This is a genomic window from Acidobacteriota bacterium, from assembly GCA_040752915.1.
Taxonomy (GTDB): domain Bacteria; phylum Acidobacteriota; class UBA4820; order UBA4820; family DSQY01; genus JBFLVU01.
In genome coordinates this window covers 1-19,353 of the sequence record JBFMHB010000055.1, presented here as the reverse complement: position 1 = coordinate 19,353, position 19,353 = coordinate 1, and the positions used below count along the sequence as shown (strand labels likewise).

Annotated in this window: 14 protein-coding genes; 2 read left to right on the top strand and 12 right to left on the bottom strand. The window is 67.9% G+C overall.

Annotation, left to right across the window (positions count from 1 at the left end; translation table 11 throughout):
• On the top strand, positions 1–1,085 hold a 1,085-nt coding region (locus AB1824_10235; GenBank protein ID MEW5765344.1), incomplete at its 5' end, for a YfhO family protein.
• Between the two features lie 3 nt (positions 1,086–1,088).
• Positions 1,089–2,702 carry a hypothetical protein gene (locus tag AB1824_10230; protein MEW5765343.1) on the top strand — a complete coding sequence of 538 codons (1,614 nt, stop codon included), beginning with the start codon at positions 1,089–1,091 and terminating at the stop codon, positions 2,700–2,702.
• Between the two features lie 283 nt (positions 2,703–2,985).
• Here the strand turns inward: AB1824_10230 and AB1824_10225 are convergent, their stop codons facing one another.
• The 12 genes from AB1824_10225 to AB1824_10170 all read right to left on the bottom strand — a co-directional run.
• Positions 2,986–3,486, bottom strand: coding sequence for a type II secretion system protein GspG (locus AB1824_10225; GenBank protein ID MEW5765342.1), 501 nt, complete (start codon positions 3,484–3,486; stop codon positions 2,986–2,988).
• Positions 3,487–3,623: 137 nt separating this feature from the next.
• On the bottom strand, positions 3,624–4,604 hold the full coding sequence (locus AB1824_10220) for a class I SAM-dependent methyltransferase (GenBank protein MEW5765341.1): 981 nt from the start codon (positions 4,602–4,604) through the stop codon (positions 3,624–3,626).
• A complete protein-coding gene (locus tag AB1824_10215; GenBank protein MEW5765340.1) occupies positions 4,585–6,129 on the bottom strand; it encodes a hypothetical protein in 1,545 nt (514 codons plus the stop codon). The genes AB1824_10220 and AB1824_10215 overlap by 20 nt, the downstream gene beginning before the upstream one ends.
• On the bottom strand, positions 6,126–7,862 hold the full coding sequence (locus tag AB1824_10210) for a hypothetical protein (GenBank protein ID MEW5765339.1): 1,737 nt from the start codon (positions 7,860–7,862) through the stop codon (positions 6,126–6,128). The genes AB1824_10215 and AB1824_10210 overlap by 4 nt, the downstream gene beginning before the upstream one ends.
• Before the next feature lie 25 nt (positions 7,863–7,887).
• On the bottom strand, positions 7,888–9,900 hold the full coding sequence (locus AB1824_10205) for a hypothetical protein (protein ID MEW5765338.1): 2,013 nt from the start codon (positions 9,898–9,900) through the stop codon (positions 7,888–7,890).
• Entirely contained in the window at positions 9,897–11,753 is a 1,857-nt protein-coding gene (asnB, locus tag AB1824_10200) for an asparagine synthase (glutamine-hydrolyzing) (GenBank protein MEW5765337.1), read from the bottom strand. The genes AB1824_10205 and asnB overlap by 4 nt, the downstream gene beginning before the upstream one ends.
• Positions 11,699–12,718, bottom strand: coding sequence for a glycosyltransferase family 2 protein (locus AB1824_10195; GenBank protein ID MEW5765336.1), 1,020 nt, complete (start codon positions 12,716–12,718; stop codon positions 11,699–11,701). Before AB1824_10195 ends, asnB begins: the two co-directional genes overlap by 55 nt.
• Positions 12,719–12,833: 115 nt before the next feature.
• Positions 12,834–14,216, bottom strand: coding sequence for a sigma-54 dependent transcriptional regulator (locus AB1824_10190; protein MEW5765335.1), 1,383 nt, complete (start codon positions 14,214–14,216; stop codon positions 12,834–12,836).
• A complete protein-coding gene (locus AB1824_10185) occupies positions 14,209–15,834 on the bottom strand; it encodes an ATP-binding protein (GenBank protein ID MEW5765334.1) in 1,626 nt (541 codons plus the stop codon). Before AB1824_10185 ends, AB1824_10190 begins: the two co-directional genes overlap by 8 nt.
• Before the next feature lie 116 nt (positions 15,835–15,950).
• Positions 15,951–17,153, bottom strand: coding sequence for a type II secretion system F family protein (locus AB1824_10180; protein MEW5765333.1), 1,203 nt, complete (start codon positions 17,151–17,153; stop codon positions 15,951–15,953).
• 29 nt (positions 17,154–17,182) lie between these two features.
• Positions 17,183–18,325: a type IV pilus twitching motility protein PilT gene (locus AB1824_10175; GenBank protein ID MEW5765332.1), complete on the bottom strand. Its 1,143-nt coding sequence runs from the start codon at positions 18,323–18,325 to the stop codon at positions 17,183–17,185.
• A gap of 12 nt (positions 18,326–18,337) precedes the next feature.
• Positions 18,338–19,353 (bottom strand): ATPase, T2SS/T4P/T4SS family (locus AB1824_10170; GenBank protein MEW5765331.1); only part of this gene is annotated, 1,016 nt, incomplete at its 5' end.

Below are 19,353 nucleotides of genomic sequence, written 5' to 3'. Positions count from 1 at the left end.
TGCGCCGCGAGGAAGGGCCGGGCCTTCGATGGGCCGCGGCGGTGGCGGGCTCGGTCTGGCTCCTCCTCGGCCTGGCCGTCTCGCCGCCCTCCCCGGCCCTCGCCGAGGCGCGCCACTGGGTTCCCCTGGCGGGGCCCACGCCGGCGCAGAGCGCCTCCTTTCTGGTCCTCGGGGCGGCGGGGCTCCTCCTCCTCGCGCTTCCGCGCTCCTGGGTCTCGGGCGCCGTTCGAGCAGGCCTCGTGGGCGCGGCGCTTCTGGCTCCGGTGCTCTCCTACCACGAAGCCTTCGACGTGTACTGGAACCGTTCCGATCCCCGTCCCTCGAGCGTGGTTCAAGAGGCGGCCTCCCTCGGACGCGTGTGGCTTCCCCACTTCGGGAAGTGGAAGTCCTTCCCTCCCAATCTCGGCTCGGCCTTCGGCGTTCGGGACGTCCGCCTCTGCGACCCCTTCGTTCCCCGGCGCCTGGCGGCTCTGAAGTGGCCCCGGGAGGCCCATCAGGACCTCTTCGAATCGTGGGACTTCGAAAAGGCCCGATGGGTGGGCGTGGCGGCGGTGCTTCGCCTGGACCCGGCCACCCAAGGAGCGGCACCGGGGATGTCCGTCGTGCCGATTCCCGGCGGCGGGCGGGTCCGATTCGCCCACAGGGCCGCCGCCGCCTCCTCCGCCGAGGAAGCCCTCGCCGCCGCCCGGAGACCGGATCGGCCAGAGGGAACCGTCTTCCTCGAGGGCATGACCGGCGAAGCGCTCCGATCGGGCGATCCTCCCGTGAGGGAGGAGGCGCCGATCCGCCTCGAAAAGGAGACGGCCCTCACCCAGCGGTGGACCGTGGAGGCGCCCCGATCCGGGTGGCTGGTGGTGAGGGACCTCTACTGGCCCGGGTGGCGGGCCACGGTGGACGGGGAGCCCTCCCCGGTTCGGGCCGCCGACGGGCTCTTCCGGGCCGTGGCGATTCCCGGAAAGGGTGCGCACACAGTGGAATTCCGCTATCGCCCCGGTTTCTTCTTCTTGGGCGTCCTGGTGTCCCTGGGTACGGTCCTCGCCCTGGTCTGGATGGATCGGGCGAAGGGCCCGCGACGGGAGATTTGAAGGATGAGGATTCTACGCGTTTTTGACGTATTATCCGAAATCCGGATCGGACGGCTTTGGCTCAAGGGCGTCCTCCTGGCCGGGGGCGCGCTACTGCTGGCCCTCGCCTTCCTCCTGCCCCTGGTGAGTCCCGTGGTCACGCCGCCCAAATGGGACGAGTACATCATCGTCTACGACGCCCAGAGGGTTCTCGATGGGCAGGTCCCCTACCGGGACTTCTTCAATTTCATCCCGCCGGGGACCTTCCACGCCCTCCGTTGGGTCTTCGAGGTCTTCGGAGGCGCCTCCATCACCGCCGCTCGTTACGCCTCCCTGGTGCTGGTGCTCCTGAATGCCTCGCTCTTGGCGGCGGCCCTCCGGAGGGCGGGCTGGAGCTTGCCTCAAGCCCTCCTCCTAGCCCTCCTTTACCCCGTGGGTCTCTACCCCTTCTGGCCCATCGCGTCCCACCACTGGCTGGTTCACCTCTTCTGCTTTGGATTCCTGTTGGCCGCGGCGGGAAAGAAGCCCGGGACGGGACTCGGGCGGGCCGTCCTTCTCGGGCTGGCGTCGGGGTTCGCGGGGTGCATTCTCCAGACCGAGGCCGTGTACCTCTGCGCCGCGGGAGGGGTTCTCCTGCTCCTGGAGGATGGGGAGGCGCACCGTTCGCAGCGGCTGGCCGCCTTCGGGCTGGGGCTCCTTCCCCCCATCGCCCTGACCCTCGGCCCGCTCGCCCTCCATGGGGCGGGGATGGACTTCGTCCGTGACGTCGTTCTTTGGCCGGCCCGGAACTACAGCCGGCCCGGGAGCGACAACGCCCGCCTACTCCTGGAGGACCTTCCGATTCGTCTGGAGTCCATGTGGACCTCGGGGCTCGATCCCCGGAGCGGGCTTCCGGGCCCCTTCGTGGCGGTCTCGGGAACCCTCTTCTACCTCCTGCTCCTTGGGGCGGCGGGGGTGCTCCTCGCCTCGGCCGGGCTCGTTCTCTGGAAGACCCTTCGCCACAGGCGGGCGCCCGCGCCCATGGCCCTGGCGGCCTGTCTGGCGACCTTCCTGGCCTTCGGACTGTACCTGAAGGGGCGCCCGGACTGGCTTCGGATGATCTACCTCCTGCCCCTTCTCGGAGGGGTCTGGCTCCTGGCGGCGGGCCGAGCGGGCGAGGGAGAGGCCTGGAACCGCCGGATCGTGGTCGGGTGGGCGGCCCTCGCCCTCCTGTCGGGCGCGGTCTTTCAAGGGCGTTGGGTCTGGTACCACCGGGTGGAGGCGTGGGAGCTGAAGGACGCCGACCGGCCCATACGGGAGAGCCCCGTGAATCGCTGGCTTCGATCCGAGGCGAACCTGCGCCCCGGAGACCGAATCGCCGCCTTTCCCGAAGGGGGGGAGGTGTACCTGTACACCTTCCCCGCGGCGGTGCGCTTCACCTTCTTCACGCCCCTTTCGGAGGGTTACCACGACGCGTCGGACCACGAGCGGGCGGCCCAGGAGATGGAGAAGGCCGACTGCGCCATGGTCCTCTTGACCCAGGAGATGGAGAAGGATTACCTCGATCCGTCTTCGGCCGTGGGCCGCCTCCTTCGGACCCGGTATGTCCGGGAGGGAGCGGTGGCCGGCGCCGTCGTGTACCGGCCAAAGCGAGACTGATCGGGTCCCGACCCTTGCGGCCTGGAAACGGACTCCCACTCGATCCCACCCCGTCTGAGAAGGCGGCCCGAGCCACGATTTGCAGGGCGCGGCGCGAAAGCGGCATCGAGGTGGGGCTGGGTGGACAGCAGGGGCAAAGCCGCGGCCCGGCTTGCGTTTTCACTGGGCGCGGAGGGCTTTGCCCACCCGAGCGCTGGACGGGAAGGGGCGCCCCCTTCCCCTCCCGGACAGCAAAAGGCCCCCGTTGCCGGGGGCCTTTCGCGGAAGGAAATTGTGTCCAGGATCAGTCGCACTTCTTCTGCTTGCCTTCGGGCTTCATGACGAATGCGTCGTTGACCCAGACGATGTCGTTCTCGAAGCAGTTCGTGTTCAGCACGGACAGGTTGATGACGGTGGTCCAGGCCGAGCCGTCCTCGGTCGTGTCCTTGCCGAGGGAGCGCACGCCGAAGTCCACGCCGGTGGCGGGAGCGGCGTACTCGTAGGTCTTGTTCCAGGGGTCCGGGGTGGGGATGACTTTGATGTAGTCGGGAGCGAGGTCGGCGTTGACGCCGCCCGTGGCATTGGCGACGACGGCGAAGGCGCCGTTGCCGATGGGATAGATCTGGGCGTCGGTCGCGTAGGACTGGGCCGCCGTGGCGATGGAGCGGACCTCACCCATGGCCCTCTTCTGCTTGGCGCGCTGGATGGCCGAGAGCAGGTTCGGGATGGCGATGGCGGCGATGATTCCGATGATGGCCACGACGATGAGCAGCTCGATGAGGGTGAAACCTTTCTGGTTCTTCAATGGACACCTCCTTTCCGGCATTCCATGTTTGCAATCGTAATGCCAACATATAGTCCTTGATTTTCCAGGTGTCAAGCCCCCTTGGATGCCCGCCGTTGTCTGGGAGGGGTGACGGCCGTTGTCACCTTGCCCCGCGATCAGGTGGCCGCCTTCCGGGCCAGGACGTTCCAGGAGTTCCGATTGTGCCAGCGGAACCGCACCTCCTCGGCCGCCAGGGCGCCGAACCAACCGTCCAGGGTCGGACGCGACAGGTACAGGGCGATGGGGGGGCAAAGGTGGTCCAGGACGATGTGCTCCACCTCCCGGAGGGGGAAGCGGGAGATGTAGCCGAGATAGGCCGAGTAGGGGAGCCAGGAAAGGGTCCGCGCGCCCCGCCCCGTGGCCGGGCCGTACAGGAGTTTGAGGGTCCCGTAGAGCACGGCCGTGAGGGGGAGCAGGAGGGGCCTCAGGACCTTGGTGGGGATCCGGGAGGTGACGCCCTTTCGGATCGGGTCCACGAGGTGGACGATCCAGCCGTTTCCCTCCCGGGCGTACACCCAGAGGCAAAGCGTTCCCCCGGGACGAAGAACCCGCCAGAGCTCGCGCAGGCCCGCTTCGGGGTCCCTCAGATGGTGGAGGACGCCCAGGCAGACCACCACGTCCACGGAGGCGTCGGGAAGCGGGAGGCGATGGATGTCCCCCCGCAGGCAGGAAACCGTCGGAAAGGCCTTGGTGTACTCGGCGGCGAGAAAGACGGCCTCCGAGAGGTCCAGGGCGAACAGGCGCCGAACGCCGTATCCCGCCAGGTGAAAGGAATGGCGCCCCTTCCCGCAACCGGCCTCCAGGACCGTCTTGTCCCGAAAGGCGCCGGCGTCGAGGGGGGCGATCCAGTCCAGAAACTGCCGCTCCTGATAGGGGGCCAGATATTCGTGGGAGGTCCACGAGGCGCCGAACTGGTCCACGGTCTCCCGGGTCTCCAGGGCCGTTTCCTTGGGGGCCAGGTCGAGAACCCCCTTGAGGAGGGGAAAGCGGCGCCCGCATGCGGCGCAGAGGATCTCCTCGGGCGCGTCGCCGGCTTGGAGGGGCGCGGGCGGTCCGCAATCGGGGCAGCAGAGCGTTTCAGGGGGCGGAAGGGCCATGATCGTTCCTTTCGAGGATCACGCCGTAGGGGGTGTCGCTCAGGAAGCGGTACTCCTCGTTCAGAAGGGTCGCGAGGGGAGAGGGCTCCTCACGGAAGGAAGCCGCCTCCTCGCGCCTCAGGACGATGTAGCGGACCCGCTGCTCCCGCGCGAAGGCGGCCAGCACCTCGTACTCCCACTGGGAATTGTACCGCGCCGACGGGGGGAGCACCCAATCCATGGGCGGAGGGACGGGCGCCCAGTAGAAGTAGAGCGTACTCCCGTCCCGAGCGAGGTACAGGACCGGCAGGTTCCCGTCGCGGACGCCGGGGAGCGCGTCCACGAGGGCGGGAACGCTGTATTTCTTGAGCATGCCGTCCACGGCCCATACGTCCAGGGCGTTGGGCGGGGCGGAGACCCACGCGAGGGGCCACCGCAGAAGCCCCACGGCGAGGACGGCGCCCAGCCAGATCTGGAGGAGGAGGGGGCGCAGGCGCTCTTCCTTCCAGTCCACGGCGGCGGCCACGAACAGGAAGAGGATCGGGCTGAGGAAGACGAGGTGGGTCCAGTCCGGACGGCCCTTGAGGAAAAGGACGAAGGTGAGGGCCAGGGCCGCCGAGGTGTGGGCCCAGCGGCGCGTCAGGGAGCCCAATCTCCACCCGGGGGCGAGGGCCGGCCAGATCAGAGCCAGGAGGGGAAAGGCCATGGCCACGGCCAGCGTCAGCAGGGGGGCGGCGGCGGAGGGGGTCCACGCCTCGGGAACGGCGTGGCGCACGGTCCGTTCCATGAACTCGAAGGGATTGATGTCGTTGAAGCCGCCGGGCTGTTTGTAAAAGCGGGCGGGCCACTGCACCAGGTCGAACCAGGCCCACCGCAGGGCGCCCGACAGGGCGAGGAGCCCCCCGAAGAGACCGAGGGGCAGGGCGATGCCTCCCAGGGCGGCGGCGAGGGACCTCGCCCGGTCCCGCCCGGGAGCCCCGGAGGTCAGGAGTCTGAGGGAAAGAACGGCCGAGAAAAGCGCGCCGTCGGTTTGCAGGCAAAGGCCCGAGAGCCCGCAGAGGGCGCCCGCGACCGCCGCCCGGCGCCGGGACACATCGCCCTCTCGGCAAAGGAAGAGGGCCAGGAGCCCGAACCCCAGGGCGAACCAGTGGTGGCTCGGGAGGGGCCAGAAGGGGAAGAACACAGAGGGGAAGGAGAGGGCTCCGAGGAAAGCCCAGCGCGGCGGCATGGCGGCCCGCAGGAGGAGTCCGTACTGGGTGAGGGCGATGAGGAGGATCCAGGCCAGGGTGAGGAGGCGGAGGGCGCCGAGGGATGCGCCCGCGACCTTGAAGAAGGCGCCGAGGCCGTAGAGGGTGAGGGGGGGAAGGATGGTGAAGAAGTCGGCGTAGGGCACGCGACCGAGGGAGACCTGCTTGGCGGCCCAGGCCAGCGTCGTCTCGTCGGCCTGGACCGGGTAGTAGCCGGCCGAGAGGGCCGTCTCCAGGATCAGGAAGGAGGCGAGAAGGAGCAGGGCCCCCAGGAGCAAGGGCTCGCGCGGCCGGCTCATTTCTGCCCCTCCAGCTCCGCCAGGGCCTTGTCCAACACGTCCCGGCGGCGGAAGTAGGGGTCCTCCGCGATTTTCCGGAGGATGTCGGCCCGAAGGGCTTCGGGGTCCAGCTCTCCCCGTTTCGCCTCCCGCATCAGGTGCGGGAGATCGTCGGGCCGTAGCACGCGGTACTCGAAGCGGGCGATCAGAGCCTCGAAGCGGGGGATCCGTTTCAAGAGGACCATCCCGTAGTTTCCGAAGTGCACGAGGGCCCACTCCTCTTGAGGGAAAAGAAGGGCCGTGGGGCCCCGCAAAGGGCTGCCCCGCACGCCCGCCCGCTCCTTCAGCAGGAAGCCGGGGTGCGGGTAGAGGATCACCTCGAAGGGGTACCGGGCCAGGAAATCCCGGTACCCGGCGAGGGTGTTGTGGGCCTTCCAGTAGGCTTGGAGATCCGCGGCGAAGGGGTAGTAGCGGCCGTCCATGAAGATCCGGCACCGGGGGGCGATGGCCCAGTCCAGGTAGCCACCCGCCACGTACTCGTTGAACAGGTTGCCGGTGACGCCGTGCTGGTTGAGGAACTTCACTTCCTGGACCGGGTACTTCTCCGAGAGGTTCCACTCCGAGGGCATGGCCCCCGCGAAAAAGACCGCCGCGCACAGGACCGAGGCGAAGGCCGCCGACCAGGCCCACCGCTCCAGGGCCGGCCTGCGGAGAAGGCGCCTCAGGCCGCCGGCTCCCCAGGGGGCCAGCGCGATCACCGTGAAGGCGGCGTAGCGGGCCCAGTACCATCCGAGAAAGACCTGGGAGGCGGCGGGGAGGACGACGGACCACCTCGCCTCCCGCCACCGGGCCAGGAGCGAACCGAGGACCAGGAGGCACGCCAGGAGAAAGAGCGCCCCGTAGCCCTTGAAGGGCGTTCGGCCCCACTCCTGGATCTGGACCAGGGTTTCGTCGGCGAACCCGATGAGGGACTTGATGGGGAACCAGGGGATGCGCCAGGTGTATGGATTCAGGAAAAGGGCCAGGGTGGGGGCCAGCCCCGTCCAGGCGAGACCGCCGAAGTACCTCCACGTGAGGGTGCGCTCCCGCGCGGCGTCGAAGACCTCCCCGGCAAGCCGGGCGCCCAGAAGGGCCATTCCGTACGCCCACCCTCCGTGGAACTGGGTCCAGGCCCAGATGAGGGCCGTCGCCGTGATCCAGAATCGGCCCGCCTCGGGGGGAGCGGGGCGCCAGCGCAGGAGGGCCTCCACGAGAAGGGCCATGAACAGGAGAGAGAAGAGGTCCGGCCGGAACCGGATCCGGCCCTGGTACGCCAGCATCATGGGAAGGAGATACAGGGCGAAGTGGGCGGCGTTACCCCCCTGGAGGCGGACGGTCCGGTACACGAGGAGGAGGACCAAGGCGCCGAAGAGAGCCGTGAGAAGGCTGAGGCCCCGGTCCCCCAGGGCCTTCCAGAGGGGGTACGCGAGGGCGTGGAAGGCCCACTCCGTGTCCTCCCATTCGGTGCCGTAGGCGGTGAAGGAGAAGGTCTCGGTGTGGACGAGGCGCCCCGTCTCCCAGATCTCGCGGCCCACCGCAAGGTGCCAGAAGGTGTCGGGGTCCCACAGGGGCTGGTAGCAGGCCACCGCGGCCATGACGAGAACGGCCGCCAGAAGGACGTACTCTCGCCCTCGGGATCCCTCCAAGGGAGGGAGGGGAGGGAGCACCCTCTGGAGAAGCAACGGCCGGGACCTCGGGGACCCTCCCGCGATCATCTCTCCCCCTTACTCGGTCCGCCGGTCATGGGGCCAAACCCTCCAGGGCGTAGACCGCGTAGGCGCCGTCCTCGTAGGCCACCTTGGCGCGTCGCGTGAGACACTCGCCGAGCGCCTGGGCGGCGGCTTTCGGCAGGAGGAGCAGGTACTCCCTTTCGATCATGGTGGGGTCGGGTCCCGGCTGGCCTTCCAGGCGGACGCGAGACTTGTGGACCAGGACGTGGGTGATCCCCTCCGAGCGCAGGCCCCGGTAAAGAGAATCCCCGTCGCGGAACCCGCCGAGGTAGGCCGCCACCCTGGGTCCATCCAGATTCCCCGCCGCCGACCAGGGCCTCTCCAGGTAAAAAGGCCGGTTCTCCCCCAGGAGGAGCACCCTCCCCCCGGGAGGCAGGTTCGCGTTGATCCAATCGTAGGGGGCCATGAAGTTCCGCGTCCGGTGCAGGTAGTCCAGGGGGCTTTCAGCGCCCACCAGGACGTTCAGGGGCTCGTAGGAGGAGCCCAGGACGTAGGCGGAAAGCACGCCCTGGCCGAGGAGGAGGAGGCCGGCGAGGGCCGCTCCCGCCGTTCGAAGGAACACGCCCGCGCCCCTCCACGCCTCCGAAAGAACCGCGGCCCCCAGGAGCGCCAGGGGGAGCAGGGCCGGGGCCATGAGCCGGGAGCTGGGGGCCATCGCGAGGTAGAAGGCCAGCTGGGAGGCACCCACCCAGAAAAGGGCCAGGCGGATGCGGCCGCCCCTCCACAGCGCAAGGGGCGAGAGAAGGACGAGAAGTGGGAGGGCGGCGCCCAGGGAGTCGTCGACGATGCCGGGGTGGAAAATGTCCCAGCCTCGCAAAAGTTCGCCAAGGCCTCCGAAGGCCGAGCGGTAGTTCGCCACGGCGGGCGCGTCGGGCAGGAGAAAGGGGGCCACGGGCGAGCCGGTCCAAATGAGGTTTCGCAGGTAGTAGAAAGAGCCCCAGAAGAAGACGGCGGCGGCGCACACGGCCGCCGCCGGCCAGGGCCTTCGGAATCGGCGGAGGTTCCAGAGGAGGACGGGAACCAGGGCCAGCGCCCAGGGAAGGGCCGTGTACTTCACGGACAGGGCCGCGCCCAGCGCCAGGGCGAAAGTGGATGCGTCCGTGGAGGTCGGCTCGTCGTGTCTTCGGCACCCGGCCTCCACGGCGAGGAGCAGGAGGCCGATGAGGGGCCATTCGGCCCAGCACCACCCTGCCGGGAGGAGGAGGGCCGGCGTCCAGGCCGCCGCGACGGCCGCCGGAGTCCCGGCTCCGGGGCGCACCCGATCGGCCAGCCGGGCGAGCACCCGAAGGGAGAGGAGAAACAGGGCCGCGTGGACGACCTTGGCCGCCGATCCCCCCGCGAGGACCAGAGCGGCGAGGTCCGCCATCCCCAGGGCGGCCGGGAAGTAGCTGTTCGAGTTGAGGGGCATCTCCACCATCCCCCCCGCCAGGAGGTACGCCTTCGGAACCGCGAGCTTGTAGACGAGTTCGTCCGGGGAGTTGACGGGGGCGAGGGCGGCGGAGAGGGCCAGGAGGAGGGGGGGGCCGAACAGGAGAATCCAAAGGGGCGTCAAGCTTCGGACCCTCTCGCCGAGCTTGGAGAGTCCTCGGAGGAGAAAGGGACCGCGCGCGAGAAGCACGGCGGCGTCGGCGACCAGGGTGAACACGGCGGCCGAGGGCCCGAGCGGGAGGGGAGATAGGGCCACCAGGGCGAGAATCAGGCCGTAAGAGGGCACCCCGATGAGCAGGCAATCCACGAACGAGAGGTCCGGGGCCTCCCCGCGCGGGAGCCCGGCCCAGGCGAAAACCCGCCTGGCTGTGGCCACGGAGGCCTCTCCCGCCCCGAAGGCGGCCAGAAGAACCGCCGCCGCGCCCAGAAGGGCGGTCCCGTGACGGAGGAGGAGGGGCCCGAGGGGGGTGAAGCGAGAAAAGAAGACCCATCCTAGCAAGAGACCGAGGAGGAGGGCGGCTCCAAGCACAAAGGCGCGTCCAAGGCCCTGGCCGGAAGGTCCGCCCGGTCCGTTGGGCTTCCCGCCGCCCGTCACAAGGGCCTCCCGCGGCCGTTCCACCAGTGGAGGAAGCAGAGGAGGGTCCAGAGCGGCTTCCTGTGGTCCGCGCGCCGGGCGAGGTGCTCGTTCCACAGGCGCCGCGCCTCGGCCGCCACGAGGAAGGGCGCCGAGCCCAGGATGTTCTCCGAGAGCAGTTCCTCGGCCAGCGGCTTCAGCGGCCCCGTGAGCCAGCGGGCCATGGGGATTCCGAAACCCTTCTTGGGGCGGTCGAAGTGGCCGGTGGGGAAGTCCCCATCGAAGGCGGCCCGGAGGGCCACCTTTCCGCGGGTGCCCTTCAGTTTCCAGGCGGGCGGCAGGGAAAAGGCCAGGCGGACCACGTCAGGGTCCAGGAGGGGCACGCGGGCCTCGAGGGAGGCCATCATGCTCGCCCGGTCCACCTTGGCCAGGATGTCCTCAAGAAGGTACGTGTGGAGGTCCAGCCACTGGCTCGAAGTGGCCGGGTCGGACGCGGGCGGCGCGGGGATCCAGGACCACGCTTCCAAGGAGTGCACGACGGGTGCACCGAGCAGGCGCTCCAGGCCCTCCGGCGTCCACGCGCCCATCCAGAGGTGGTGCCTCAGGGGCATGGGGTGCTCGGCCCCGTCGCGGAACTTCCTGAGCTTGTAGGGGAAGGTGAGGTTGGCGTGGGAAACCGGAAGGACCCGGTCCGCGGCGTGAAGGACCGCCGTCCGGAGGAACCGGGGGACGGTCCGGTAGGCGCGGTGGCCCCGGTGGACCCAGTAGGTGGGATACCCGGCGAAAAGTTCGTCTCCGCCGTCTCCGCCCAGGGCCACCGTCACGCGCTCCCGGGCGAAGCGCGAGAGGAGGGCCGTAGGAAAGAGGGAGGGGTCAGCGAGGGGCTCGTCCTGGCGGCCGAGGACCCGGGGGACTTCGTCGAGGAGCTCCCTCTCCGAGAAGAGGTGCTCGTGGTGGGAGCATCCGAGGTGGTCGGCCACGCGCCGGGCGTGGGCGCTCTCGTCGAAGGACGGGTCTTCAAAGCCGATGGAGAAGGACTCGACGCGCCCTCCGGCGGCCGCCATGGCCGCCGTCACGATGCTGGAGTCCACCCCGCCGCTGAGGAAGACGCCCAGCGGGACATCGGAGATGAGTTGTCCCTTCACGCTCCGCAGGACCGCATCCCGCACGCGGGCGACGGCCTCGTCGAAATCGGTGGGGGGCGGGGGGATCTTCCATTCCCAGTAGGGTTCCGTGCGAACGCCGCGCTCGTCCGCCCAGAGGAGCCAGCCGGGGAGGAGCTTTCGAACCCCGCGGAGGATGGAAAGCGGCGCGGGCACGTACTCCAGGGTCAGGTAGAGCGAAAGGGCCTCCATGTCAAGCCCGCCCGGGCAGGCGGGATGGGCCTCCAGGGCCTTGACCTCGGATCCGAAGAGGAGTCCGTCCTCCGAGCGGGCATAGTACAGGGGTTTGACGCCCAGGGGATCGCGGCAGAGAAGGAGCCCGCGCTTCGCGCGGTCGTAGAGCGCGAAGGCGAAGATCCCGTTCAAACGCGAGGCGAAGCGGGGCCCCTCCTCCTCGTAAAGGTGGACGAGGACCTCCGTGTCGGATCGGGTGGAGAAGCGGTGGCCTCTGGACTCGAGGTCCTCCCTCAGGGCCAGGTAATTGTAGATCTCCCCGTTGTAGACCACGGCCACCGAGCGGCCCTCGTTGAACAGCGGCTGGGCGCCCGTTTCGAGGTCGAGGATGGCCAGCCGGCGGTGGCCCAGCCCCGCACCGCCCTCGAGGAAGTACCCCTCCCCGTCGGGCCCCCGGTGGGCCAGGGTCTCCGTCATGCACTTCAGGAGGTCGCGGTCGGCGCGTCCCGGTCCGAGGAACCCGGCGATTCCGCACATGGCGACTCCAGCACCCGGGAGATCACGTACGGGGTGCTCTTCAGGCTGGCGAAGTAGATGCGGATGAGCAGTTCCCCCAGAAGCCCCATCATGACGAGTTGGAGGCCCACGAGGGCGGAGAAGATGGCGATGAGGAAGACCGGGTTCCGGTGAACCCACACGTCCGCCGCGATCTTCTCCCAGAGGGTGAAGAGGAAGAGGAGGCCGGACAGGAAGAGGAGGGCGAAGCCGGTGCCCCCGAAGGCGTAGATGGGCTTGGTCAGGAAGGAACCCATGAACTTGATGGTCAGGAGGTCGAGGATGACCTTGAGGGTGCGGCCCAGGCCGTACTTGCTCTTTCCCGTTGCCCTGGGGTGGTGGGCCACCTCCACCTCGGCCACCCTCGCCCCCTGCCAGGAGGCCAGGACGGGGATGAAGCGGTGCATCTCCCCGATGAGGTGGGTGGGCTGGAGGACCTCCCGCCGGTAGGCCTTGAGCGTGCACCCGTAATCGTGGAGGTGGACGCCCGAAATGAGGGAGATGATCCGGTTGGCCAGCTTGGAGGGCAGGATGCGCGTGAGGAAGGGGTCCTGGCGATGGCGCCGCCATCCGCTGGCCACATCGTAGCCCTCGTCCAGTTTGGCGAGGAGGCGGGGGATGTCGCCGGGGTCGTTCTGTAGGTCTCCGTCCAGGGGGATGAGGGTGGCGGCGCGCGCGTGCTCGATGGCCGCCGCGAGGGCCGCGGTCTGCCCCGAGTTACGCCGGAAGAAGACGACCCGCAATCCCTTCCTTTCCCGCGCGGCCTTTTCGAGGAGCCTGGGCGTGGCGTCCGTGGACCCGTCGTCCACCAGCACCACCTCGTAGGTCTTGTTCAGGCCCTCCATGACCGATTCGATGCGGTCGAGGAGGGGCTCCAGGTTTCCCTCCTCGTTGAAGAGGGGGATCAGGAGGCTCAATTCGGGCGCGGGCGCCGTTTCGTTCTTCATCCCTCGGAAACTCCCTTCGATCCCCCGCTCCGGATTCCCCGAGCGTCCATTGCGGGATTCGCGCCTCGAAATCCAAGAACCCCAAATTCGAAATCCGAAATTCGAAATCCTCTCCTCACGCCTCCCTGGCCTGCAGTCCGTATTTCTTCACGAAGTACCGCATGGATCGGAAGGTGATGCCGAGCCGGGCCGCGGCCCGGGTCATGATTCCGCCCTCGAGGTCCAGGGCCCGCTTCAAGTAGGCCGCGCGGATCCCCTCCAGGGTATCCGTCAGCGAGAAGCCCTCTTCGGGAATCTGGACTCCGGCGAGATCGGGCAGGGGGCGGGCTCCCAGGAGGGGGTCGGGCAGGTGGCGGAGGTCGATCTGGTCCCCATCGCACAGGGCCATGGCCCTCTCCATGCAATTCTCGAGTTCCCGGACGTTCCCGGGCCAGGGGTAGGACTCCATCCGCCTTAGGGCCTCGGCGCTCAGGGAGGGAACCTCCCGGCCCATGAGGCGGGCGTACTTTTCGAGGAAATGGCGCGCCAGGAGGGGGATGTCCTCCCGCCGCTCCCTCAGGGGCGGGAGCGAGACCGTGATGACGTTGATGCGGTAATAGAGGTCCTCGCGAAAGCGCTTCTCCTGGATGAGCCGGGGGATGTCCTGGTTGGTGGCCGCCACGACCCGGACGTCCGTCGGGTGCTCCTCCTCGCCTCCCACGGGACGGACGGTCCGCTCCTGGAGGGCCCGAAGGAGCTTGACCTGCATGGCCGGGGACATCTCGGCGATTTCGTCCAGGAAGAGGGTTCCTCCCTGGGCGGTGTCGAAGAGTCCCTTCTTGGAAGCGTGGGCTCCGGTGAAGGCGCCCTTCACGTGACCGAAGAGTTCGCTCTCGAGGAGGGTTTCGGGGATCCCGCCGCAGTTCACGGGGACAAAAGGCCGCCGCGCACGGGGGGAGCGCTGGTGCAAGGTCCTCGCCACGAGTTCCTTTCCGGTGCCGCTCTCCCCCCGGATCAGAATCGTGCTGGGGGTCGGGGCCACCCTTTCGATGAGGGCGAAGACCGCCTTCATCCGGGAGTTCGCCGCCACGAGGCCCCCGAACTGTTCCTTCCGGGCCAGCTCCTCCCGCAGGAGGACGTTTTCTTCCGCCAGGCGCCGCTTCTCGAAGGCGTGGCGGACGATGTTGCTGAGTTCCTCCACCTGGAAGGGCTTGGTGATGTAATCGAAGGCGCCGAGCCGGAGGGCCTCGATGGCCGATTCGGTGCTCGAGTAGGCCGTCATGAGGATGACCTCGGTGGGGGCCTCCTCCTGGCGGATCCGCTTGAGGAGTTCGAGCCCCGAGAGCCCCGGCATGCGGATGTCCGAGAGGACCAGTTCGAAGGGCGAGTGGGCCAAGGCCCGAAGGGCCTCCTCGGCGCTCGCCGCCGTGACCACCCCGTAGCCCTCCTCGCGGAAGAGGATCTCGAGCATCTTCCGCATGGAGGCTTCGTCGTCCACGACGAGAATGCGCTCAGGCATGGGGGGGCTCCGCGGGGAGGATGAGACGGCACTGGGTGCCGCTTCCGTAGACGCTGCGGATGACGACCCGGCCGTCGTGTTCCTGGGCCACCTGGTGAACCACCGTGAGGCCCAGGCCCAGGCCCTTCCGGAAGCCGTGGCGGAACGGATGGAAGTAGGACTGGATCTCGTCCTGGCGCATCCCCACTCCGTCGTCCTCCACATCCAGTATAGCGTTCAGACCCTCGAGGGTTAAGGCGACGCGGATGCGGCCCTTGCCGGGCACGGCCTTGCGGGCGTTCTGGAGGAGGTTCCAGAGGGCCTGGCGGAGGCGGTCCGGGTCGCCCATCACGGGCACGGGCCCCTCGGGAAGGTCCGCCTCCACCGTCAGGGACCGGGCGCACTCGGGGTCGCTCTTGAAGAGGGTGACCACGTCGGAGGCCAGGGAGCGGAGGTCCAGGGACACCTTCTGAAGGGGCGGCGGCTTCACGTAGCGCATGAAGTTGTTCAGGATCTCCGAGAGGCGGCGGCTCTCCTCCTCGATGATCTTGAAGAGGTCCCCCTCCTGGGTCCCCGCCGCGTAGCGCTTGGCCAGCATCTGGGCGGCTCCCGAGATGCTCCCCAAGGGGTTCTTGATCTCGTGGGCGATGTCCGCCGCCATGGTGCCCACCGCCAGAAGCCTGTCTTTCAGGGCCAGCTCCTCCCGGAGCCCCACGACCTCCGTCTGGTCCCTCACGAGAACGAGGTACCCCACCGGGGAGGCGCCCGACCGGAGGTGCGCCACGACGAGACCCAGATGGCGTCCTTCGGGAAGCGCGATCTCCACCTCCCGCTCGCCGGCCCCCTCTTCCGGGAACGGGGAAGGCCCTTCGTATCCCATGGCCCGGAGGCGGTCGGCCAGGATCCAGCCGGCGGGAAGGGTCTCTCCGAGCAGGCGCATGCCGGCCGGGTTGGAGAAGGTGACCGTTCCCCCCGCGTCCGTGGTGATCACACCCCAGGCCAGGGAGGAAACGAGCTGTTCGGTGAACATCCTCGCCCGACGAAGGTCCATCTCGGCTTCGCCCAGGGCGCGGCGCGCGGTCTCGAAGCGTCCCGACACCAGCCCCATCAGGGCGGCCACGAGGTAGAAGCCCACGTAGTGGGCCACCAGGGCGTGGAAGGCGGACTCCGCCGTGGGGGGGTCGAAGGGGAACTCGGCGCCCAGTCTGGAAGGATCGATCCACCCGTAAAGGAGGGAGACGCAGAGGAGCCCGAACAACAGGGCGTCGAGGGAAGCCACCACGAAGGCACCCCTCCGCTTGAGAAGGTACCCGCCCACGACGATGAGGACCTGGTACAGGAAGGTGAAGAGGCTGGCGAACCCGCCGGTGAGGAAGCACAGCAGGGTCACGCCGAGGATATCGCCCAAGATCTGGAGATACAGGAAAAGGGGCCTGGCGCGGAGCGTGCGCGCGGTGAGGAAGAGGACCAGGTGGAGAAGGTTCAGGGCGAGGATGAAGGCGATGAGGTAGTAGAAGGGCCGCAGAAAGGACTCGCCGCCCACGAAGGCCTGCACCGCGAGGGCGCTGAGGAAGAAGGTGAAGACCACGACCATCCGGTACACCATCAGCCGGACGGCTTGGTGCTCTAGGGGCTCCATCCCGGGACCCTCGATGCCTCCCCGCCCTCAGGGGGCAGGGAAAAAGCGAGGGCGCCGCCCGGCGCCCTCGATCGTTTTCCCGGATTCTCCGCTTCCCGGATTCCCTGTCTCCATCCTCACTGGATCTGCTGGATGAGGGTGAAGAGGGGCATGTACATGGCGATGACGATCCCGCCGATGGTCACGCCCAGGAAGACGATGATGATGGGCTCCAGCAGGGACATGAGGTTCGTCACCGCCTCGTCCACCTCGTCCTCGTAAAAGTCCGCGATCTTCGAGAGCATGGCGTCCAGGGCGCCCGTGCTCTCGCCCACGCCGATCATCTGGGTGACCATCCCCGGGAAGAGCTTGGACTCCTCCAGCGGTTGGGTGAGCGTCTTCCCCTCCTCGACGGCCTTTCGCGTCTTCATGATGGCCTCTTCCACGATGGCGTTGCCGGAGGTCTTGGCCGTGATGTCCAGCCCCTCCAAGATGGGAACGCCCGAGGAGACGAGGGTGGCCAGGGTGCGGCAAAAGCGCGCCACGGCGATTTTCTTCAGCACGATGCCGAAGACGGGGAGCTTGAGAAGAATCTTGTCGATGACGTACCGCCCGCCCGGCGTCTTGTAGTAGAGCCGGATGGCCACGAAGACGGCCACGAGCATGAGGAAAATGAGCCAGGCCCAGCGCCCGAGGAAGTGGCTGATGGCGATCACGATCCGCGTGGGCAGGGGCAGCTTCGCCCCCAGGCCCTCGAAGAGGCTCGCGAAGGTGGGAACCACCTTCCACATGATCACGATGACCACCAGGACGGCCACCGTCACGACCACCGTCGGATAGATGAGGGCCGACTTGACGGCGGCCTTCAGCTTGACGGCTTTCTCGATATAGACCGAGAGCCGCTGGAGGATCGTGTCGAGAATACCGCCCGCCTCACCGGCTGCCACGAGGTTGCAGTAGAGGTTGTCGAAGACCTTGGGGTGCTTCTTGAAGGCCTCGTTCAGGGAAGAGCCCGCCTCCACGTCCTCGCGGATCTCGAAGAGGACCCGCTGAAAGGCCCGGTTTTGCTGCTGCTGCCCGAGTATTTCCAGGCACTGGACCACCGGCAGGCCGGCGTCGATCATGACCGAGAACTGCCTGGTGAAGATGGCCAGTTCCTTGGTCTTGACCCCTCCGCCGAACTTGGGAAGGGCCAGCTCCTTGCCCTTCTCCTTCACGCGGGTGGCGATGACTTGCTGGCGGCGCAGGGCGGCGATGACACCCTCCTTGCTGTCCGCCGCCATGACGCCTTCGACCGTCTCGCCGGTCCGCTTGCGCCCTTTCCACTCGAATTGGGGCATGGTGCCACCCTCCCTTCACGAGGCCGGACCTAACGGCCCGGGACGGCCCCCCTCGGAGGAACCACGGGGCCGGAAGGGCCCACGCGGCGGCTCTGAAGCGTCATGTTCCGGTTGATGAGCTCCTGCAGTTCGTCGGGCATGGACGACCTGGACATGGCGGTTTCCAGGTCGAGCTTCCCCCGCAGGTAGAGGTCCGCGAGGGACTGGTTGAAGGTCTGCATCCCGCTGCCGGTCTGGCCGGTCTGCATGATGGAGTAGATCTGGTGGATCTTGTCCTCCCGGATGAGGTTCCGGATGGCCGCGTTGGGCACCATGATCTCCACCGAGAGGCACCGGCCCTTCCCGTCTCGCGTGGGCAGGAGGGACTGGCACAGGATCCCCTGGAGGACGAAGGAGAGCTGGGTGCGGACCTGGGACTGCTGGTGGCTCGGGAAGACGTCCACGATGCGGTTGATGGTCTCCACCGTCGAGTTGGTGTGGAGGGTGGCGAAGGTCAGGTGCCCGGTTTCGGCGATCCTCAGGGCCGCCTCGATGGTCTCCAGGTCCCGCATCTCGCCGATCAGGACCACGTCGGGGTCCTGGCGGAGGATGCTCTTGAGCGCGTTCTTGAAGGAGTAGGTGTCGGCCCCGATTTCGCGCTGGTTCACCACGCAGGACTTGTGCGGGTGGAGGTACTCCACCGGGTCCTCGATGGTGACGATGTGCTCGTGCCGCTCGCGGTTGACCTTGTCGATCATGGCGGCGAGGGTGGTGGACTTGCCCGAGCCCGTGGGTCCCGTCACCAGGATAAGCCCCCTCGGCTTCTCCGCCATCCGCTCGACCACGGAGGGGAGGCCGAGCTCCTGAAAGCCGCGGATTTCGTAGGGGATGGTCCGGAAGGCGCCGGCCACCGCCCCCCGCTGGCTGAAAATGTTGCCGCGGAAGCGGCTGAGGCCCTTGATCCCGAAGGAGAGGTCCAGCTCCAGGTTCTCCTCGAACTTGTGCTTCTGCTGGTCCGTGAGGATGGAGTAGCAGAGCTGTTTGGTCTCGGCGGCGCTGAGCGGCTTGATGCCCTCGATGGGCTGCAGCTTTCCGTGGATGCGAACCTGGGGCGGCGAGTTTACGGTCACGTGGAGGTCCGAGCCCCCGTTCTCCACGAGGAATTTCAGGAGCTGGTGGATGGACACGCTCATGGGCGTCCTCCGCTACAAGACGGTTTCCCGGACCACCTCGTCGATGGTCGTGATTCCCTTCGAGATCTTGATGAGGCCGGACCGCCGCAACGTGATCATGCCCTCCTCGAGGGCTTGCCGTTTGAGCTCCACGGCGTTCGCCCCCATGAGGACCATCTCGCGGAGCTGGTCGCTCATCTCCATGACTTCCATGAGGGCGGTGCGGCCCTTATAGCCGCTGTTGTTGCAAGTGGGGCAGCCGCGCCCCTTGAACACCTTCGTGGTCTCCGCCTCCTCCTCCGTGTAGCCGAGGTCCAGGAGGGCCTTCCGGGGCAACTGCACCTCCTCCTTGCAATCCCGGCAGATGCGCCGGATGAGGCGCTGGGCCTGGATGAGGTGCACGGAGGTGGCCACCAGGAAGGGCTCGATGCCCATGTTCATGAGCCGGCTGATGGTGGAGGGCGCGTCGTTGGTGTGGAGGGTGGAGAGGACCATGTGCCCGGTGAGGGCGGCCTTGACCCCGATCTCGGCCGTCTCGAAATCTCGGATCTCCCCCACCAGAATCACGTTGGGGTCCTGCCGGAGGAAGGCCCTCAGGGCCGAGGCGAAGTTGAGCCCGATGCCTTCCTTCATCTGCACCTGGTTGCACCCCTGGATGTTGAACTCCACGGGGTCCTCGGCGGTCATGATGTTGGTCTCGGGCGTGTTCAGGCGGCCCACCGCGGAATAGAGGGTGTTGGTCTTTCCCGACCCGGTGGGGCCCGTGACCAGCACCATCCCGTAGGGTTTAAGGATGGCCCGCTCGAACTTCTTGAGGCTCTCCTCCTCGAACCCGAGTTGGGTCATGTCGAGTTTGAGGCCCTCCTTGTCGAGAAGCCGCATGACGATCTTCTCGCCGTACAGGGTGGGCACCGTGGAGACGCGGTAGTCGATCTCCTTGCTCTTGTTGTCGATCTTCATCCGCATCTTGATGCGCCCGTCCTGGGGGAGGCGCTTCTCCGCGATGTCCAGTTTGGCCAGGATCTTGATGCGGGAGGCGATGGCCTCCT